Source organism: Pantoea sp. C1E2, from assembly GCF_056491465.1.
Genome location: NZ_JBSZHT010000004.1, coordinates 681,734 through 700,466, shown reverse-complemented (window position 1 = coordinate 700,466; position 18,733 = coordinate 681,734). Strand labels below are relative to the sequence as shown.

Genomic DNA, 18,733 nt, shown 5'->3' with positions numbered 1-18,733 from the left:
CGGGTGTTATAGGTGGTGAAATAAGACAAATCAGAATTCATCATTATGATATCTGGTGACAGGCTGTTCTTCCTGATATTCAGCCCGCGACATTCACTCCGGTAAATTACAAGTGCAGTTACCATAACACATTATTTTCGAGCTGCAACCGTTAATAATTTATTGGTCATCAGCAGGAGGAAACACCTGTCAAATATAGACTTGCTGATGCGCTCAGTTTAAACAAAATATTGTCACTTGAACGCGCAGAGATGGATATCGGTAACCTCTGCCTGACGGTTACCGATGATAACGTTTCAGTGATGTATTCGGCTCATCGCCGCGCGCGCTCGGATATCAGATCGCCCAGTGGCGCTGCGCTCTCAAGCTGATTAGCTTGAGTCGCGGTGCGTTGCGGGTAGCGGAAAAACAGCGCAATTGAAATAAAGGAGACGATGGCCACGGCGGCAACGTAATACACCAGCGTAAACGCACTGCCAGACCAGCCAATCAATGCCGCGCCAATCAGCGGCGCAGTGCCACCAAACAACGCGGTGCCGGTGTTATAAGCCATCGCACCCGCCGAAGCGCGCATCTCGGCCGGGAACATATCGACGAGGCTAATGGTCATCCCGCTGGTGACCATCGGGAAGACCAACACCGGCACCACGGCTGCAATAATTGCACTGCCTAACGTGCCATGCTCAGCATAAGTGAAAGCAAAGAACATCGCAGGGATCACCAGCACACAGCCCAGCAGCAGCCAGCGTTTTCTGCCCACCACATCACTGAGATAGCCGTGTAGCAGCGTGCTGAAAATCAGTACAAACTGGGAAACTAATACCGCCATTGCCGCATCGGTTTTGGCTAATCCGACAAACGTGGTCAGGTAAGTGGCGAAGAAGCCCAGAATTAAATAATTAGGCAGCGTATGGCTCATCAGTATCGACATAAACACCAGGATGTTTTTCCACTGCGAGCGGATAACTTTTGTCACCGTTGGAGGGTTTAAACGCTGCTCGATACGTGCCCGTTCAACCGCGAGAAATTCCGGACTCTCATCAAGTTTACGGCGAATCAGCAACCCGACGAGCCCCAGCGGAAAGCCAATGGCAAACAGTACGCGCCAGCCCCACTCTTCCATTTGTGCCGCAGTGATCAACGAAGACAACAAGGTGTAAAGACCAATAGCGATCACCGTGCCGATATAGGCACCAATAGGAGAGAATGAAGCGCGAAAGGCGCGGCGTTTTTGGTTGCTGTTCTCGACGATGTAATCCGTGGCTGTCGCGTATTCACCGCCAGCAAAAAAGCCCTGAATCAGTCGACAAATGACCAGCAGTACGGTAGCGGTGGTGCCTGCCTGCGCATAAGTGGGAAGCAGTGCAGTCAAACCTGTGACCACACTCATTCCAGTGATAGTAATCATCAGTACCGAACGCCTGCCCCAACGATCACCCGCCAATCCCAGCACGATCCCGCCAATCGGACGTACCAAAAAACTTGATGCGTAGAGCAATAACACCGAGAGCAGTGCCGTTAAAGGCGCATCCTGCGGGAAAAATATCCGTGAAATCACACTGGCCAACAGGCCGTAGAGGGCAAAGTCGAGAAACTCGACCAGATTGCCGGCAACAGCACCGATCAGCGTCTTGCGCTACATTTCGGGCGTCACCTGAGGAAGCGTGGCAGAAGTTGACATGGTTAACCCCATCTTCACCGCATAACAGCACGGTCAGTTGAACGTGAGTCAGAATGATTTCAATCATTCCACATTACGGCATGGCATTCCGTTAATTACGTTAGCTGAGTGAAAATTGACCGTCAATATGTGGGTGAGAGGATTTCGCTATGGGTCACACTGGACGTTGAACATAGATTTAAAGGGGGAATGGAAATGTAAGTTTTTATTTATAACAATAGGTTAATGGTTATCAGCAACGCCGCAGCGTTGCCTTTGTATCATGCCTTCAGCCTCTGGCATTTCTCTGGAAGCCCACCGCCTGAGCGGCTTTTACCGTTAGCGCGCCCCACTCGGCGATGTTCTCTTCGTGGTAGCGAGAGTCCGGCATGGAGATGCAGATACTGGCCACCGGCTGGTGGGCCGCATCAAAAATCGGAGCACCAATGGCAAATATACCGGAGCGATAGTAGCCGCGGTTAATCGAGTATCCGCGCTCACGTACCTGCTCCAGTTCCGCGCGAAGTTTATCGGCATCGGTGATGGTGGCGGGATTAAACGCGCTCAGTTCTCCGGTGAGGATATTTTCAATCTGGGCTTCCGGTAAAAACGCCAAAATTGCCATGCCGTTTGCCGTGGAGTGAATCGGGGCGATATCCCCAATCGGGCTGACCGCGCGAACCGGATGCGGACTTTCCAGCCTGTCGATCACCACCACCGCGCCATTGCCGTCATACACCGACACATACACCGTTTCCTGCGTGATGTTGCGTAAATCCGCCATGGGATCCTGAATGGCAGCAGCCAACCCGCCACCGGCTAACTCGATCGGCCGCACGCTGAGTACGCGCGGACTGACGGTCCAGCGCGGCATATCGCCTTCAATCAATCGCAACCAGCCCGCCTCATGAAAGGTCCAGAGAATACGCTGCACGGTGGTTTTCGGCATCGACATCATCTTAGCCAACTCGCCCACGCTGATCGGCTGTTTCTCGGCCACCATCTCCAGCACCTTCAGGCTTTTAATCAGGCTCTGCATACTCCAACCTCCCTACTTTCTGACTTCATTGTCTCAACTTGCTGTGCCGTAATATGGCACAGCCTGCCATCTCCCGCTCGGCGTTTTGCCCGTGAGCCGATCACAATTTCATCCGAATGCTTAATTTTTGTTCTTGCAGGGCAGATAAAATCATGCCAGGTTATTTTTATGGAATGGCATTCCTTATTGTGGAACGGCTAAAGTTTCAGCCACTGAATACTACGTATGGGTTTGAGCGAGGCGGAGTGATGGCAGGTCATCAGTCGATATTTACCGAGGATTTTAAAGCATCACCCTATTGGTGGGAGCAGTGGCAACCCCAGGATGCATCGCCCAGTGATGTTCCACCCGAAGCGGAATACGTGATCGTTGGCGCGGGCTATGCCGGTCTGTGTTGTGCATTAACGCTGGCGCAAAACGGCAAACAGGTGGTGATTCTGGAAGCGGGCTTACCGGGCAGTGGTGCCAGCACGTTGAGTGGCGGTCAGGTCACCGGCGGTATCAACGTGGGCAAGACCATGTCGGCGAAAAAGGGTCTGCGACAGGGCGATGAGCAGTTAAAACGCGACCTGCTGCTGGAGGCGTCTGACGGTTATCGCTATCTGGAAACCCCGATCGCCCAGCACCACATCGCCTGCGATTATCGACAAACTGGTCGCCTCGCTGCCGCCTGGATCCCCCAGCATCTGGAGAGCTGGAAAAAGCGTTTGCCGCTGCTCAACAGCGTGAGCCAGGTGCAGGCACGCATGCTGACGCGCGATGAACTGCGCGGCGAACTGGATAGCCCGGCTTATCATGGCGGCGTGCTAATTGAGCGCGCGGGTCTGCTTAATCCAGCGCTCTATTACGCAGGTTTGCTGGATGCTGTGCGCAATGCTGGCGTGGTAGTTTGCAGTCATTCCGCAGTGATCCGCATTGAGAAAAAGGCGGCGCATTATCGGATCGATTCGCTGCGTGGCAGCATTAAGGCCCGTCAGGTGATCATCGCCACCAATGGCTATACCGGTCCCGAAATGGCGCATTTACGTGCGCGCGTGGTGCCGGTTACCAGTCATCAGATTGCCACCGAACCGCTTTCCGCTGAACTGCGACGCACACTGATCCCTCACCAACGTGGCATCGCTGAAACCCAACGCGTCACGCACTATTTCCGTTATTCGCCGGATGGCACCCGCCTGCTGTTTGGGGGCCGCGCGCGCTTTTATGCTCTTGACCGTCAGCAATCTGCGCGCGTGCTGCATGAGCATCTGACGCAACGTTTCCCCCAGTTACGCGACATCAAAATCAGCCACAGCTGGGGAGGGAAAGTCGCCGTCACGCTCGATTATCTGCCACATATCGGCCAGACGCCGCAAGGCTGTTTTTATGCCGTGGGCTGCAACGGCAGCGGTGTCACCATGATGAGTTGGCTCGGCCATCGGTTAGCTCGTCACCTGCTTGAAAACACACCGCTCAGTACAAGTCCTTACGGGGTGTCTCCGCTGCCTGGCCACCTGCTCTACACCGGCAACACCTGGTTTATGCCGCTGCTTGGCAGCTACTACCAAGTGCGCGACCGCCTGGATAAATCCGCTCATCCGCAAAGCAATTAGGGGGAAGTATGGGATTACGCATTGGTGTTGATATTGGCGGCTCGTTCACTGACTTCGCCGTTTTCAATGAAGCATCTGGCACGTTGCACAGCTTGAAAGTGTTTTCTCGTCCCGATGATCCGGGCCAGGAAGTGCTGCAAGGCATTCAGGAACTGGAGAAGCGCTACGGTATTGATCCCGCCGATATCCACTATTTCACTCACGGCACCACCGTGGGCGTGAATGCCGTGGTACAGAAAAAAGGGGCTAAGCTGGGGCTGATCACCAATCGCTATTTCGAGGATGTGCTGGCACTCGGCAGGCTTAAAACGCCGGATATGTACAGCCTGCACTCGCTGAGGCCCGAGCCACTGATAGCACGCGAAAATGTGTTTGGCATTGACGGTCGACTGGATGCCACCGGCAAAGCACTCGCGCCGATTGAAACACAGAATGTGCTGGCCGCCGTTGCAGGCCTGCGCGATGCAGGTTGCGAAGGGGTGGTGATTGCGCTGCTGCATGCCTATCGTAATCCCGCGCATGAAAAGCAGGTGCAGCAGCTGATTGAAGCGGCGATACCGGGCTTTTTTGTCTGCTGCTCCAGTGATGTCTGGCCGACCATCCGCGAATTTGAACGTACGCAAACCGCGGTGATTGGCGCCTATGTTCAGCCACGCGTCTCGCATTATCTCGGTGCTTTGCAACAGGCGCTGACTCAAGCGGGCGTCACTGCCGAGCTGAAAGTGACCAAATCCAATGGCGGCGTGATGAGCGCAGAGCGCGGTAAAGCTGAGTGCGTGCAGATGATCCTATCGGGAACCGCATCGGGCGTGATGGGCGCAGCCTGGGTGGCGCGTCAGTGCGGACGTGAGAACGTGATGAGCCTGGATATCGGCGGCACCACCGCCGATGTGGCATTGATCGTCAACGGAGAAGCGCAATATGACACTGGCGAATACATCGGTGACTACCAGATTCATATTCCGTCCGTGTCCGTCACATCGATTGGCGATGGCGGCGGATCCGTAGCGCGTGTCGATGAGTTTGGCGTGCTGAAAGTCGGGCCAGAAAGCGCAGGCTCGACGCCCGGTCCGGTATGTTACGGACGCGGTGGAATGCAACCCACCATCACCGATGCTTTCGTGTCACTGGGCATTCTGGGCCAGGCAAAGCTGGGCTACAACGCCGTGAATGTTGATGTCGCCGCAGCCAAAGCGGCGATAGGTTCGCTAGCCGATCGGCTGGGTCAATCGGTTGAAGCAACGGCTGAATCGATCATCAACGTTTCGGTATCCGGCATGTACGCGGGGATCAGTCGACTGGTTTCTCGTTTCGGCATCGACCCGCGCGCCTTTTCCCTGATGCCTTTTGGCGGTGCCGGTCCGATGATGGCCTGCTATCTGGCGCGCGCCATGCACATGCGGGAAGTGCTGGTGCCGCTGACCCCCGGCGTATTGAGTGCGTTAGGCGGTTTAGTGGCCGATGTGAAGAACGATTTTGTTCGCATCATCTACGGTGATTTAACTGCAGAGAGCCTGCCACGACTGGAAGCGGAATATCAGCAGCTCGAACAGCAAGCGCGTGAGTGGTTGAGCCACGAAGTGAGTGATACCCGCCACGGCGAGTTGAGTCTCTCGGCGGAGATGCGATACAAGGGGCAGTCGTTTGAGATCGCCACGCCATTGCAGCGGGATGATTTAGCCAACGGCAACCTCTCATCACTGTGTGAAGCCTTCCATGCGCAACACCACCATTTATATGCCTACAGCGATCGCGATGCGCAGATTCAGGTGGTATCACTGCGTCTGGTGGTCAGCATGCCTACGCCGAAGCCGCAACTTGAACCTTTGCCGCACTCTGACGCCGCCCCCATCCCCGCTGAGCACATTGATGTTTGGATGTCGGGCCGTTATCTCACCGTGCCGCTCTATCAACGTGAACAGTTAGCGGGCGGGCAGCAGTTCAGCGGCCCGGCGGTGATTACCCAGTCCGACACCACGGTGGCTGTATTACCCGATTTCCACGCCCGGGTTGATGCGCTCGGCAACCTGATCCTCACTGACCTCACCCACTCGGCTAAATAAAGGAGTCTTGATATGGCGTTTGATACTTCAGGTCTGCAGATTCTGGCCAATTACTGTGTGGCGGCGGCAGAGAGCATGGCCCACACCCTGGTGCGTACCGCGCACTCGACCTTTGTAAAAGAGACGGAAGACTTCTCCTGTGCCCTGCTCACGCCCGAAGGGCTGGCGTTTGCCTCACCCAAAACCTTGGGGGCCACTTGGTATATCGGTCTCGATTACGGTCCAGTTCTCGGCATGATTGAGGATTATCGTCCCGGTGATGTGGCGATGACCAACGATGCGTATAGCGGCAACGTTGCCACACACAGCCCGGATATGGTGATGTGGAAACCGGTGTTCTGGCAAGGCAAGCTGGTGTGTTTTGTTGGCGGTCATATTCATAACACCGATGTGGGAGGGGCGGTACCCGCCTCGCTCTCACGCACCCTGACCGAAATCCATCAGGAAGGCATCCGCATCCCGCCCACCAAAATCGTCCGCGAAGGTGTGTTGGATGAGGCGCTGCTCACGCTGATAAAGACCAACGTGCGCGCGCCGGAACAGAACATTGGCGATCTGCATGCGCAACTGGCGATGCTGGCCAATGGCGAAAAGCGCGTGCTGGAAATCATCGCGCATTTTGGCGTGGAGGATTTTCAGCAGGGCATGGTGGCGCTACTCGATTATGCAGCGCAGCAGGCGGAACGCATTCTGGAGGGCGTGCCGGATGGCGAGTATTTCTTCGCCGAATACGCCGATGAAGACAGCGTGAACGGCAAACCGATGCGCGTAGCGATGACGCTGAAAATCAATGGCGGCCGTGCCATCCTCGATTACACCGGCAGCGATCCGCAACTACTTTCGTCATTGAATATGCCGACCGGCGGCATGACGCGTCACGCGCTGGCGCTGGTGGGCTATCACTATGTGCTTTACACCCTCAATCCCGACATCTTGCTCAATGCAGGATTAGATCGCGTGGTCGAATGTGTTCTGCCTGAAGGCAGCGTGATGAATGCCGTTTACCCGGCCGCCGTGGGCATGCGCAGTCTGACCTGTAAGTTGACTCATGTACTGACCTTTGGCGCGTTTTCGCAGGCGATACCCGATCGTCTGCCCGCCTGTGCGGCCTGTGGCTTAGCAATATTAAACGTCAAAACCACCAACACCTCGGGCCGACCAGTAATAGCGTCCATTGGTCCGGTGGGCGGCGGCGCGGGCGGCATGCCGTTCGGTGACGGAGAAGAAGGATCGGGCGCTAACGTGGCGTTTCTGCGTAATACGCCGGTGGAGATTAATGAAGCGGAAGTGCCTATTCGCATCACGCGTTACTGCCTGGTGCCTGATTCCGGCGGCGCGGGCGAATATCGCGGCGGGTCCGGGTTGATGATGGAATTTCAGGTGTTTGCGCCGGATACCACCGTCACGGCGCGCAACCGCGATCGCACCCACTTCGCCTCCTGGGGCGTGCTTGGTGGGAAGGCGGGCAGCAATGCGATTTTCGTGAAAAACCCAGACAGCGCTGCGCCGGAAATGCTCGGCAATAGCGACGTGATCCGTTGCCAGGCGGGGGATGTGATTCGATTAACCGGAGCCGGTGGCGGAGGTTATGGTTCGCCACTGGATCGCGATCCCCAGTTGGTGCTGTCAGACGTCAAAAGCGGCTACGTTTCTTCAGCACGTGCCGAGCAGGATTACGGTGTGGTGGTCCGCTATGGTGAGTTGGACGTAGAAGCCACGCAGTCTAAACGCGATGAACTGGCAGCCGTCGCCGCGCCAATTACCCATTTTGATTTTGGTCCGTGGCGCACTCGTTTTGAGAGGAGCTGGACACCGGAACGCTATCTGGCGTTGACCGATATCTTATCTTGCGTGCCGGTGATATGGCGTTTCCACATTAAACATCGTCTGTTCGACGCGCTCGCCGCCGCTGAAGCACAAGGAGAAACGGCTCCCGGCGGTGAGTTGATTTATCAACTGTTTGACGCTTTCAGTGAGGAATATCGGGAGTTTCTGCAGGCTTGATTCTCAGCTGAATCGCCCATAAAAAAAGGGATGCTAACGCAGCATCCCTTTTCGTTTATTGGGGTTAGAACGGACCCCAGTTTATCGCCACACCAATCAGCAACGTGACCACGCAAATCGCAAACCAGATGGCGACCACCGGTGCCACGAATTTAAGCCATTTGCCGAACGAAATATTGGCGGTGGCCAGCGCGGCCATCAGCACGCCCGATGTCGGGCTGATGGAGTTAACAATCCCCTCGCCCAACAACACCGTTTGCACCGTGACCTGACGCGTCAGACCCAGATTGTCACCCAGCGGCGAGAAGATTGGAATCAGCAGCGCAGACTCACCCGAACCGGACGAAATGCCGAAGTGCATCAGCGCGGCACTGACAAACATGCCCACGGCAGCAATCGCAGGCGGCACCGGCGCCAGCAGATCCGACAGGAAGCCAACGATAGGATCGAGGATATTGCCCTGCTGCAGCACCACTGAAATCGCACCTGCCATCCCGACAATAAACCCGCCTTTGACCAGCTGAGAACAGCCGGACAGGAAGGTGTTAGCAATAGCAGAACCGGACAGGCGACCAATCAAACCGACCATAATCGACAGGATGATAAACATCGCCGACATCTCATTGGTGGCCCAATGCAGCTGCACGGTGCCGACCATAAACAGAATCAGCGTCACCGCGCAGGTCAGCAGGATCAGTTTGTGACGGCCAGTAATCTCCATCGGGGCTGCGGTTTCCACCGCAGTGTCCACGCGCACCTGACCATTTTTGCGCATGCGCTTCACGGTAATAATCAGGTAAATCGCCACCGTTAACACAAACAGCAGATTGGTAATGCCGCGCAGTAGCATGCCCGAGAACAGCGGCAACTGCGCCAGATGCTGTGTCAGACCGGTGGTGGCCGGGCCGAGGAACGCCACGTTAAATCCTGCTGCGCAGGTCAGATAGATCAGCGCCATACCGATAACCGGTGGTAAACCTAACGAACGCGCGACCAGCAGACCAATCGGCACAAAGGCGACCACCGAGTTTTGCACCACGCCGGTACTACCGAGGATGGCAAAGATCACTGCAAAGATCAGGATCAAACGGGTATCGCTGATTTTGGTACTGCGTGACAGTGAATTCAGCGCAGTGGCAATCGCGCCTGTGGCTTCAATCACCGCCAGCAATCCGCCGGTAAACAGAATCAGGAAAATGATCGGTGCCGCTTTGATCACGCCCTGCACGATGGCCATAAAAATCTCCCCGGGATAAACACCCGTGCGCGCCACTTCATGCAGACTGCCTTTGATGGCAAAGGTCACGCCATTGCGGGTTTCATGATCAAACTTGCCCGCCGGGATGATCCAGGTGGCTACGGCTGCCAGCACCAGAATGATAAACAGCAGCAGATAAGGACTTTGTTCGCTTTTGGCCGGCGCAGGTTGCATCGCCGCGTTTTTATCAACATTAACCTGGGACATGGGCGTCCCCCAGCATCAGACCCGCCACCAGCGCGGTGCGTGAGGCAATATCGGCAATGATGATGTGCTCATGGCGCGCATGAATGCCTGCGCCGGTTGCGCCCAGACCATCCAGGGTTGGAATGCCCAACGCCGCGGTGAAATTGCCGTCGCTGCCGCCGCCAACCGATTGCCCTTCAACGCTGAAGCCAATTTGTTGTGCCACAGCTTGCGCACGCTGCATGATCACCAGCGACTTGGCGCTCTGGCGCATCGGTGGCCGTGATTGTGCGCCGCTAATCTCCAGCTTAATGCCCGGTAAGTGAGGTTGAATCTGGGTAATCTCATCGTGAATGCGCTGCGCTTCTTCTTCGCTGGTGACGCGTGTATCGATGCCCAGTACGGCCTTATCCGCGACCACATTGATGCGATTACCGCCTTGCGCGATCCCGACGTTGACGGTGGTGCCGCGATCCGGTGCATTCAATCCATGCAGGAACAGCACCTGATGCGCCATCTCCTGCACTGCGCTGATCCCCTCTTCCGGATTATTACCGGCATGTGCAGCCTGACCGGTGATCGCGATCTGATATTGGCCCGTGCCCTTGCGCGCAACCTTCAGCGCACCGGTTCCGGCTACGGCGGGTTCCACCACCAGCACTTGCGATGATCCCAGCGCATGTTGAGACAACCAGTCGCTGGAGCTTGGGCTGCCGACTTCTTCGTCACTGCCACACAGGAAGACGATACGTTTCCCTGCCAGCAAGTCGTGTTCTTTTAATGCGCGTGCTGCCCAGATCGACTGCACCAGACCCGCTTTCATATCCAGAATGCCGGGGCCGTAGAACTTGCCGTCCTCCTCGCGCATCGGCAATTCGCCTTCATCCCAGACGGTATCGAAATGGCCCAGCACCACGGTTTGATCACTGCCTGAACCCAGCGTGAACTTGAGATGATTGCCGTAGTGTTCCTGCACATCGATTTCCGCATCAATACCCAGACGCTCAGCAAACAGTGCACGCAGCACGTCACCACAGCGATCCACCGCCGCTTTGTTCATTGACGGCGATTCGGCTGCCACCAGGGTTTTGATATCCGAGAGAATTTCGCCTGAATGCTGTTGCAAATAACTTATTATATTTTTCATTAAATCTGTCCTCACCAAGTGAATCCCGAGTATGAGGATAAAATAGGGCTTAAAAAATGGGTATAAAACGCTATTATTGTTGACCTGAGATCAACAGATAACTAAAACCTATGGCTATGCTGCTTTATCCCGACAAATCCATAAGATACTTATATGAAGTGGGTATTCACGGCGGCATTCGCCGTGCGGCGGAAGCGCTGGATGTGGATCCGGCAGCTATCAGCCGTCAACTCTCGCAACTGGCGCGTGAAATGCAGCTGCCGCTGTTAGAACGCCGCGGCCGCAATGTGGTACTGACCGAAGCGGGCAAGTTGCTGGCTGAGGACTACGCGCAGACGCATCAGCGCAGAAGTCATTTAGAACGACGGCTAAAAGACCTGCGCCATAAGCGCGGCGGTTCCATCACCATCCGCGTTGGGCAAGGTATGGTCGATGAGGTGGTCAGGTATGTGTTTCAGCCTTTTTCACAAACCTATCCTGAAGTCTTCATCGACATTCTGTCTGGTGACATGCAAACAACAGTTAGCCTGATTGCCAAAGGTGAAGTGGATATGGCCGTCGGTTTTGGACCGGTCGGCCCGCCGGGTCTTCGATGCCATAGTTATATGCGCGGCCCTATCTGCGCCATTGTGCGCCCTGAACATCCCATTGCTTTGTATGACCAGGTCGATGTCAGCGATATCGTCCACTATCCGCTGATCGGGATGGACAAAAACTTTGGGATTCAGAGTTACATGAATGCCATGTTCACACAGGAAGGATTGGTGTTTAGCCCGGCTTACAGCTGTAACCTGTTCACCAGTGCGATTGCGCTGAGCCAGGCGGGCATGGGGATTGCCTTTATGACCACCAAGGTGGTGGAGGACGCATTACACTCTCGCCAACTGGTGGCGGTGCCGATCAACCATCGCATCGCACGCGAAAGCCAATGTCATCTGTTACGCAGCGCCGATCACCGCTTCACCCCTGCAGCACAGCATCTGTGGCAGATGTTGTGTCAGTTTTTTGAGGGGAGTTCACATGAAGCATTATGAGAGATTTAACATGTGAAACGCCGCTCCAGGTTGCGTTGGCGACGAATAACGTAGCCAACGCACGAAGAGGCGAGCCGGATGTTGGGCGATCGATTAATGACCCGTGCGAGCACCTGCTCTAAATCCGTGTTCACTTGCTCGCCATGCGATAACAAATGCGACGATCAAGAGTGCGATCAGCACCGGAGGAAACGACTGCGCGCCCCAGTGATTCAACAGAATACCGCCAGTTATGCCGCCCGCAGCAATCGCGCCATTCCACGCCACCACGTTCATGGAAAGCGCGATATCAGCACCCTCTCCGGCGGTATCCGCCAGTGCCGTTTGCAACAAGGTTGCCGCCCCACCGAACGTTAGTCCCCATACCGCTACGCCGAGATACATCATCGCCGGAATGTGCGAGAAGCCCATAAACGCGAGTGATACCAGAGCAAATACCGCCAGGCTCACCAACACGCTGCGGCGTAAATGGTGATCGACCAGCCGTCCAGTCACTGCAATCGCCAGCAGCGCCGCAAGTCCGAACACCAGCAGCACGATATCCACTTGTGAACCCAGGCCTGCCAACTGCAGAAACGGGGCGATATAGGTATAGAGAATGTTGTGAGCCAGCATCCAGGCAATCACCACACTGAGCACCGCTCTCACGCCTGGTGTGGTGAGCACCTTTAATAGCGGCATGCGTTCATGGCGCGATTGTCCCGGATAATCAGGCACTTTGGCCAGCACCCACACCACCAGTACAAGGGTTAAGGCAGAGATAATCGCAAAGGCGCTGCGCCAGCCGATTATGCCACCCAGCCAGGTGCCGAGCGGCACGCCTAATGACAAGGCAATTGGCGTGCCCACCATGGCGATGGCCATCGCTTTGCCCTGCTGGTGAACCGCCACCATCCTGCGTGCATAGCCCGCCAGCAAACTCCATGACAATCCCGCCGCCACGCCGGCAAAAAAGCGTGCCGTTAACGTGAGCCAGTAATTTGCGGATAGCGCAGTGATGGAGTTGAAAATCAGGAACCCGACGATAGCCAGCAGCAGCACGTTTCTGCGCCGCCAGCCCTGTGTCGCGATGGTCAACGGAATCGCGGCGATCAGCGAGCCCAGCGCATAAGCCGTGACCGTCTGCCCTGCCAGCGCGTTGGAGATATTCAGACCCGCTGCCATTTGCGGCAAGAGCCCGGCGGGCAAGGTTTCGGTAATAATGCAAATAAAGCCCGTCATCGCCAGTGCCAGTAGAGCCGATATCGGCAGGCGTTCTGTCGCAGTATTTTGCCCGTTGAGTGCGAGTTCTTTTTCCATATTTCCTTCTGAAATCATTTATGTATCGATTGGTATGTATCTGGGCGTAAAGTCTTGCCTCCTGGAAGCAAAAGAGGGCAATCCCGATTAATGTAACGATCGATACACTAAGCAGGCAGGTTCACTTTGTCAACGAGATATGTATCGTTTAGTATAGTAATCCACTGCACGCGTTAAACAGGAGGAAGCGATGGCGACGATGGGACGCCCGAGGACATTTGATCGAGACCAGGCGATCGAACAGGCGATGTATCTGTTTTGGCAGCAGGGTTATGAATCGACCTCACTCAATCAGCTCAAGGGCAGCATCAATAACGGCATCTCCGCACCCAGCTTTTACGCCGCGTTCGGTTCGAAAGAGGCGTTGTTCCGTGAATGTGTGCAGCGCTATCTTTCATCTTTCGGTCAGGTGACGGAATGCTTGTGGGATACCAGCCTGACGGGACGCGAAGCCGTGGAAACCTCATTGCGTCGCTCTGCGCAGATGCAGTGCGAGCCAGGCCATCCAACCGGATGTATGGTCGGCCTCGGTGCCATGAGCGCCACCTCCGTCGAACATGCCGCCGTGACCGAACCGCTGACACGTTCACGCGATCGTACCCGAGCCGGAATCACCGCCTCGATCGAGCGCGCTGTTGCCGCGGGCGAACTGAGACAGGATGTTAATGTCCGCGCGCTGGCAGCATCCTTTAGCACTTTCATGTTTGGTTTATCGATTCAGGCGCGCGACGGCGCCAGCATTGAGGAACTTAACAGGGCAATTTCGCAGATGATGTGGATGTGGGATGCGAATAAATAACGTCAGATCAGAGTGTTTTGCTTAAACAAACGGATTCAGTTCGACCAACATAAGGGCCGTAGTTTTCAATCTTCTTAAAGCCGTGTTTGAGATAAAAATCCACGGCGCGACTGTTGATGGCCCGCGTTGAAAGGTTAATTTCTTCGTAGCCTACACTCACCGCCCACCGCTGCAAATGTTCCAACAGCGCCGCACCCACTCCGGATACGCTGCGGTCCGAATACATGCGTTTCAATTCAGCGATGTCATCCGCCAGCGGCCGCAGTGAAGCACATCCTACCGCTCTCCCCTGCTGATCTTTTGCCAACACCCAGTTGGATCGCTTTGCATCAATGGCTTCAGCACTAAAGTGACTTTTGCCGTTGTTCCCGGTAATTGCAGCCAACTCTGAAGAGAGCTGTTCAATCAGACGTTGAGAATCGGGAGCAAAGGGATCGGCGGACTCGATGGTGATCATGATGGGCGGTAAATTCCTGATGCGCGGCGATGACACTCATCGCCTCCGGTTAAACCTGCAGTCAACACGTTAAACCGGAAGCGCATGTCTACCAATTACTTTTGTTGCTGCTGTTTGGCTTCAGCTTCTTTTTGCTTTTTACTCGCCATATGATGGCCCACAACACAGCCTCCTACCGCACCCATCACAGCATGGTGCGCAACATGCCCTGCAGCGGCACCGATCATCGCGCCTTTCAGGCATCCTTGTGCTTCAGCCTGAGCGCTGACGGCTAAAAACAGGCCTAATGTGATAACCAGCTTTGACAGATTTTTCATACAACTGTGGTTCCGAAAAGGGATGAGGCTGAGTACGTTACCGATAAATAAGTCTGAATTCGTGCACTATTCGCTGCGGCGCAGGAAAGATTGAAGGCCGTTTATGAATGGTTGTTGATTGGGGTCTGCGTTTGGTTTTCTTCATTCGCCCATTCATAAACCACACAGGGCACATCGTAATAAAGTGGTCTAACTTTATCTCGCGATGTTACTACCGCCTGGCGAACACTTCCGAAGCCCGTCTGGGCAGAGATTATTTTTTAACGCAGCTCTGGATTTCGACATGTTTACGCCATCGACACGTTTTGACGATATGTCGATAAAATCGATTTTTTTAAACATATGGCCGTGACATGTTTATGGCATCGACATATTATGGCCATATGTCGATAAAACTGGATTTTTTAAACATATGGTCTGGAATCCTGAAGTCCCTTATAACGCATTGCCCTTGCTGCCGCCTGACCTCGAGATCATTGAAACTCGCAAGGTGTTAAAGGCTTGTATCACCGCTCGGGCTGCGGTGGCGGAGTTGAAAACCGCCGGGGAGCTGATTCCCGATCAAGGGTTGCTAATTAACATCTTACCCATGTTAGAAGCGAAGGATTCATCGCGCATTGAAAACATCGTGACCACCAGCGACCAGCTTTTCCAGTATGCGGATCATGATGAAAAAGCCGATCCCTCCACAAAAGAGGCGTTGCGCTACCGCACGGCCCTGTTCGAAGGCTTTACCCATCTCGATGCTTACCCGCTGTGCACCAATACAGCGATAGCGCTCTGCACCAAGCTGCGCGCCGTGCAAAGTGATATTCGCAAAGCTCCGGGTACGGTGTTGCGTGACCAACACAACAACGTGGTGTACACACCACCTGTGGGTGAAACCGCTATTCGTGATTTGATGGCAAACTGGGAACGCTTCATTCATGCCGATGATGATATCGATCCACTGGTAAAAATGGCGATTTCGCATTATCAGTTCGAGTGTATTCACCCCTTCCCTGACGGTAACGGTCGCACTGGGCGAATCCTCAATATTCTGTATTTGATTCAAACCGATCTGCTTTCGCTGCCCATTCTGACTCTCTCAAGGTTCATTTTGGAAAACCGAGACGACTACTACACGCTGCTGCGTGACGTTACCGAGCAGGGTAAATGGGAAGCCTGGATTCTATTTATGCTGGAAGCCGTGCGAAATACCGCCATTTGGACGACGCAAAAAATTGCCATTGTGCGTGCATTAATCACCGAAGTGTCGGCGTACGTACGAGAAAAACTGCCAAAAATCTACTCCCATGAGTTGATGCAAGTGCTGTTTGCACAACCTTACTGCCGTATCGAAAATCTGGTTGAAAGTGGTATCGCTAAACGTCAAACGGCATCCGCTTATTTGAAACAGCTTGTGGAAATTGGCGTGTTGGAAGAGAAAAGCTACGGGCGCGAGAAGCTGTACATGAATACACGCCTGTTGCAGGAACTTAACCACTAAATTGCCGGTGGATTAAGGACATTCTCCTTTTGGGATCCTGGCAAAGAAATCGGCATAACTGGCAGCCTGCTGATGCAGCAATATCTCCTCAAGCGCTGTCAGCGGGGTGTCGGACCAATCGACGCGGGCGTCTACTGAAGCATATTCGCGATCGTGCCAGATTTTCAGTGCCGCAGACTTCATTCCACGGCGATCCCCACCTGCAGTTGCACCCTGTTTCAGTGCCGCCAGCAGTCGCATCTCAAACCTTGTTTCTGGCTGATGAAAACCGACCAGCATGGCGTTGAGCGTCTGTGTGTTAGCCAGCAAATTCCCGCCCACCACGCACTCTCCCTGCTGAACAACACCTTCAAACTCACCACAAAATGTACCGCTCCAATGCGCAACGTCTCCCCGACGATCGATGATCATCACTTGCCGTCGCTCACATTCAATGTCCTGTTCAAGCAACTTCGCCAAGGTTTGATGGGCCGTCAGCCCCTTACGCAGCAAGGTTAAACCATGTAGGCCAAGCAGCGGGTTTGTCATCGCCTGCGTGGCTATTGCGCCCACACCTGCATCTCCGTGTACCACCAGCGCACCAACGGAAGGGCCGGCCGTGGCGGTTGCCACGCCGAGTGCCCCCGTCAGGGGATCTCGCGCCACAATTGAAAAGGTCATATCACCGCCATCTCACAGCCATAAGAAATTTGTAGGGATAAATAATTGGACTGATTTCTATTTATGCGCATAAATTAAATAAAGGCAACGTTGAAATTATCACCAGAGATGAATGGGGACGCTATGTTCAAGAGGCATATTTGGAAAACGTTCAACAGAATGGCTCTTCCCTTCTGCCTGGCGTTAAGCATCATTGGCCAATCACCCGCTCTGGCCGCAACACCTTCCGATGCTCTGCTAATGGGCCAGGTCGCCGAACCGCAATCACTTGACCCGCAGGTGGCGACTGCCGCTAATGATGCCCGTATTCTGGTGAACATTTACGATGGTCTGGTGCGTAACGGGGCCGACTCATTGGATATCGAACCCGCACTCGCCACGCATTGGACAATCAGCGCGGATGGGCTGACTTATCGGTTTGACTTACGTCAGGGAGTGACATTTCAGGATGGCACGCCATTTAATGCAGCAGCGGTGAAGTATACTTTTGAGCGCATGCTGGACAATAAACATCCCGCTCACAATACTGGCCCTTTCCCGCTTTCCTTCTTTTTTTCCTCGATAAAATCGATCGAAGTCGTTGATGAACATACCGTGGTGTTTCATCTCAAAGAGCCGTTTGCACCGCTGCTGTCCAACCTCGCTACGCCAACCGGCTTGATCGTATCCCCCACCGCAGTCGCGAAGTATGGCAAAGATTTTGGTCGCCATCCGGTGGGAACGGGCGCTTTCCGCTTTGGTGAATGGCAAGCAAACCAACGCGTGGTGGTCACCGCCAACAGTGATTATTGGGACGGTAAACCCGCAATACAAAACGTGGTGTTCCGGCCGATTACGGATAACAACACGCGGGTTGCGGAGATGCTTTCCGGCGGAATAGATGCCATGCCGGAAGTACCGCCGGATACCGTCAAACTTTTTGCAGAAAAACCCAATCGGTTTCGCCTTTATCAGACCACCGGTCCACACGTCTGGTACGTGATGCTTAACACTCGCAGCGCGCCGTTCAATGATGTGCGCGTCCGCCAGGCTGTCAACTACGCCATCAACAAACCCTCGTTAGTGGACAATATTCTGCAGGGTTCGGCCGATGTCGCAACTGGCCCTATTCCTTCAGCCTTTAGCTGGGCCTATAACAACGACGTAAAGCCCTATCCTTATGATCCGCAGAAGGCGCGTCAGCTGCTGAAAGAGGCCGGCGCCGAAGGGGCCACGCTGACGTTTTATGTCACTGAAGGCGGTTCCGGCATGTTGGATCCGCTGCCGATGGCCGTTGCTATTCAGGCCGATCTCAAAACCGTGGGTTTACAGGTCAAAATTGAAACCTATGAGTGGAATACCTATCTGGCAAAAGTGAACGCGGGGTTAACCCCTCAGGTACAGATGGCGGAAATGGCCTGGATGACCAATGATCCCGACACGCTGCCGTTCCTCACTTTGCGCAGTGATGCCCTACCCGATCAGGGCGGCTTTAACTCCGGTTATTACCACAATCCTGAAGTGGACCGTTTGCTGCAACAGGCACGCCTGACCACCGATAACGCGTCACGCGCCACACTTTATCGGCAGGTACAGCAAATCGTGCATCAGGATGCCCCGTGGATTTTCGTCGCCAACTGGAAGCAAAACGCCGTGACCTCAACGCGCATCGATCACTTCACGCTGCAACCCAACTTCAATCTGTTACTCAACCGGGTAACGAAACACTAACTGCTGATGAGGAGCCCAA

General features: G+C 54.5%; 15 protein-coding genes. 7 read left to right on the top strand and 8 right to left on the bottom strand.

Translation table 11 applies throughout. The features are described 5' to 3' along the window. Positions 1–313: 313 nt before the first annotated feature. Both ACXI0A_RS24800 and ACXI0A_RS24795 read right to left on the bottom strand, forming a co-directional pair. Positions 314–1,624: an MFS transporter gene (locus ACXI0A_RS24800; RefSeq protein WP_479485309.1), complete on the bottom strand. Its 1,311-nt coding sequence runs from the start codon at positions 1,622–1,624 to the stop codon at positions 314–316. Positions 1,625–1,949: 325 nt separating this feature from the next. Beyond that, positions 1,950–2,699 carry an IclR family transcriptional regulator gene (locus ACXI0A_RS24795; protein ID WP_224932861.1) on the bottom strand — a complete coding sequence of 250 codons (750 nt, stop codon included), beginning with the start codon at positions 2,697–2,699 and terminating at the stop codon, positions 1,950–1,952. A 248-nt stretch (positions 2,700–2,947) separates the two neighbouring features. On the opposite strand from ACXI0A_RS24795, the gene ACXI0A_RS24790 reads away from it, so the two are divergent. From ACXI0A_RS24790 to ACXI0A_RS24780, 3 genes are read left to right on the top strand one after another with little or no spacing between them, the layout of a single operon-like run. After that, positions 2,948–4,291 (top strand): FAD-dependent oxidoreductase, encoded by a 1,344-nt coding sequence (locus tag ACXI0A_RS24790; protein WP_476146374.1) that lies wholly within the window; start codon positions 2,948–2,950, stop codon positions 4,289–4,291. Between the two features lie 8 nt (positions 4,292–4,299). Next, positions 4,300–6,354: a hydantoinase/oxoprolinase family protein gene (locus tag ACXI0A_RS24785; protein ID WP_476146376.1), complete on the top strand. Its 2,055-nt coding sequence runs from the start codon at positions 4,300–4,302 to the stop codon at positions 6,352–6,354. A gap of 12 nt (positions 6,355–6,366) precedes the next feature. Beyond that, entirely contained in the window at positions 6,367–8,358 is a 1,992-nt protein-coding gene (locus ACXI0A_RS24780) for a hydantoinase B/oxoprolinase family protein (protein ID WP_476146378.1), read from the top strand. Positions 8,359–8,422: 64 nt separating this feature from the next. On the opposite strand, the gene ACXI0A_RS24775 is transcribed toward ACXI0A_RS24780, so the two are convergent. Together ACXI0A_RS24775 and ACXI0A_RS24770 are read right to left on the bottom strand one after the other, a co-directional pair. Further along, positions 8,423–9,823 carry a YfcC family protein gene (locus ACXI0A_RS24775; protein WP_224932857.1) on the bottom strand — a complete coding sequence of 467 codons (1,401 nt, stop codon included), beginning with the start codon at positions 9,821–9,823 and terminating at the stop codon, positions 8,423–8,425. Next, the gene (locus tag ACXI0A_RS24770; protein WP_476146381.1) at positions 9,810–10,949 is read right to left on the bottom strand and encodes a M20/M25/M40 family metallo-hydrolase; all 1,140 of its coding nucleotides are present in this window, start codon (positions 10,947–10,949) and stop codon (positions 9,810–9,812) included. The genes ACXI0A_RS24775 and ACXI0A_RS24770 overlap by 14 nt, the downstream gene beginning before the upstream one ends. Positions 10,950–11,059: 110 nt before the next feature. On the opposite strand from ACXI0A_RS24770, the gene ACXI0A_RS24765 reads away from it, so the two are divergent. After that, on the top strand, positions 11,060–11,983 hold the full coding sequence (locus ACXI0A_RS24765) for a LysR substrate-binding domain-containing protein (RefSeq protein ID WP_476146383.1): 924 nt from the start codon (positions 11,060–11,062) through the stop codon (positions 11,981–11,983). A gap of 93 nt (positions 11,984–12,076) precedes the next feature. Here ACXI0A_RS24765 and ACXI0A_RS24760 read toward each other — a convergent pair whose 3' ends face one another. Further along, positions 12,077–13,282 carry an MFS transporter gene (locus ACXI0A_RS24760; protein WP_476146384.1) on the bottom strand — a complete coding sequence of 402 codons (1,206 nt, stop codon included), beginning with the start codon at positions 13,280–13,282 and terminating at the stop codon, positions 12,077–12,079. A gap of 190 nt (positions 13,283–13,472) precedes the next feature. On the opposite strand from ACXI0A_RS24760, the gene ACXI0A_RS24755 reads away from it, so the two are divergent. Continuing rightward, positions 13,473–14,081 carry a TetR family transcriptional regulator gene (locus ACXI0A_RS24755; RefSeq protein WP_476146386.1) on the top strand — a complete coding sequence of 203 codons (609 nt, stop codon included), beginning with the start codon at positions 13,473–13,475 and terminating at the stop codon, positions 14,079–14,081. Between the two features lie 7 nt (positions 14,082–14,088). Here the strand turns inward: ACXI0A_RS24755 and ACXI0A_RS24750 are convergent, their stop codons facing one another. Together ACXI0A_RS24750 and ACXI0A_RS24745 are read right to left on the bottom strand one after the other, a co-directional pair. Beyond that, entirely contained in the window at positions 14,089–14,538 is a 450-nt protein-coding gene (locus tag ACXI0A_RS24750; protein ID WP_476146387.1) for a GNAT family N-acetyltransferase, read from the bottom strand. A gap of 95 nt (positions 14,539–14,633) precedes the next feature. Next, positions 14,634–14,855, bottom strand: a complete 222-nt coding sequence (locus ACXI0A_RS24745) for a hypothetical protein (protein WP_058960781.1) — start codon at positions 14,853–14,855, stop codon at positions 14,634–14,636. Positions 14,856–15,267: 412 nt separating this feature from the next. On the opposite strand from ACXI0A_RS24745, the gene fic reads away from it, so the two are divergent. After that, positions 15,268–16,344 (top strand): protein adenylyltransferase Fic, encoded by a 1,077-nt coding sequence (gene fic, locus ACXI0A_RS24740; RefSeq protein WP_476146389.1) that lies wholly within the window; start codon positions 15,268–15,270, stop codon positions 16,342–16,344. A 12-nt stretch (positions 16,345–16,356) separates the two neighbouring features. On the opposite strand, the gene ACXI0A_RS24735 is transcribed toward fic, so the two are convergent. Beyond that, complete coding sequence (locus ACXI0A_RS24735) at positions 16,357–17,004, bottom strand: DUF1028 domain-containing protein (RefSeq protein ID WP_476146391.1); 648 nt, start codon at positions 17,002–17,004, stop codon at positions 16,357–16,359. 159 nt (positions 17,005–17,163) lie between these two features. Between ACXI0A_RS24735 and ACXI0A_RS24730 the strand changes: the two genes are divergently transcribed. After that, positions 17,164–18,714 carry an ABC transporter substrate-binding protein gene (locus tag ACXI0A_RS24730; RefSeq protein WP_476146393.1) on the top strand — a complete coding sequence of 517 codons (1,551 nt, stop codon included), beginning with the start codon at positions 17,164–17,166 and terminating at the stop codon, positions 18,712–18,714. The last annotated feature ends 19 nt before the right edge of the window (positions 18,715–18,733 follow it).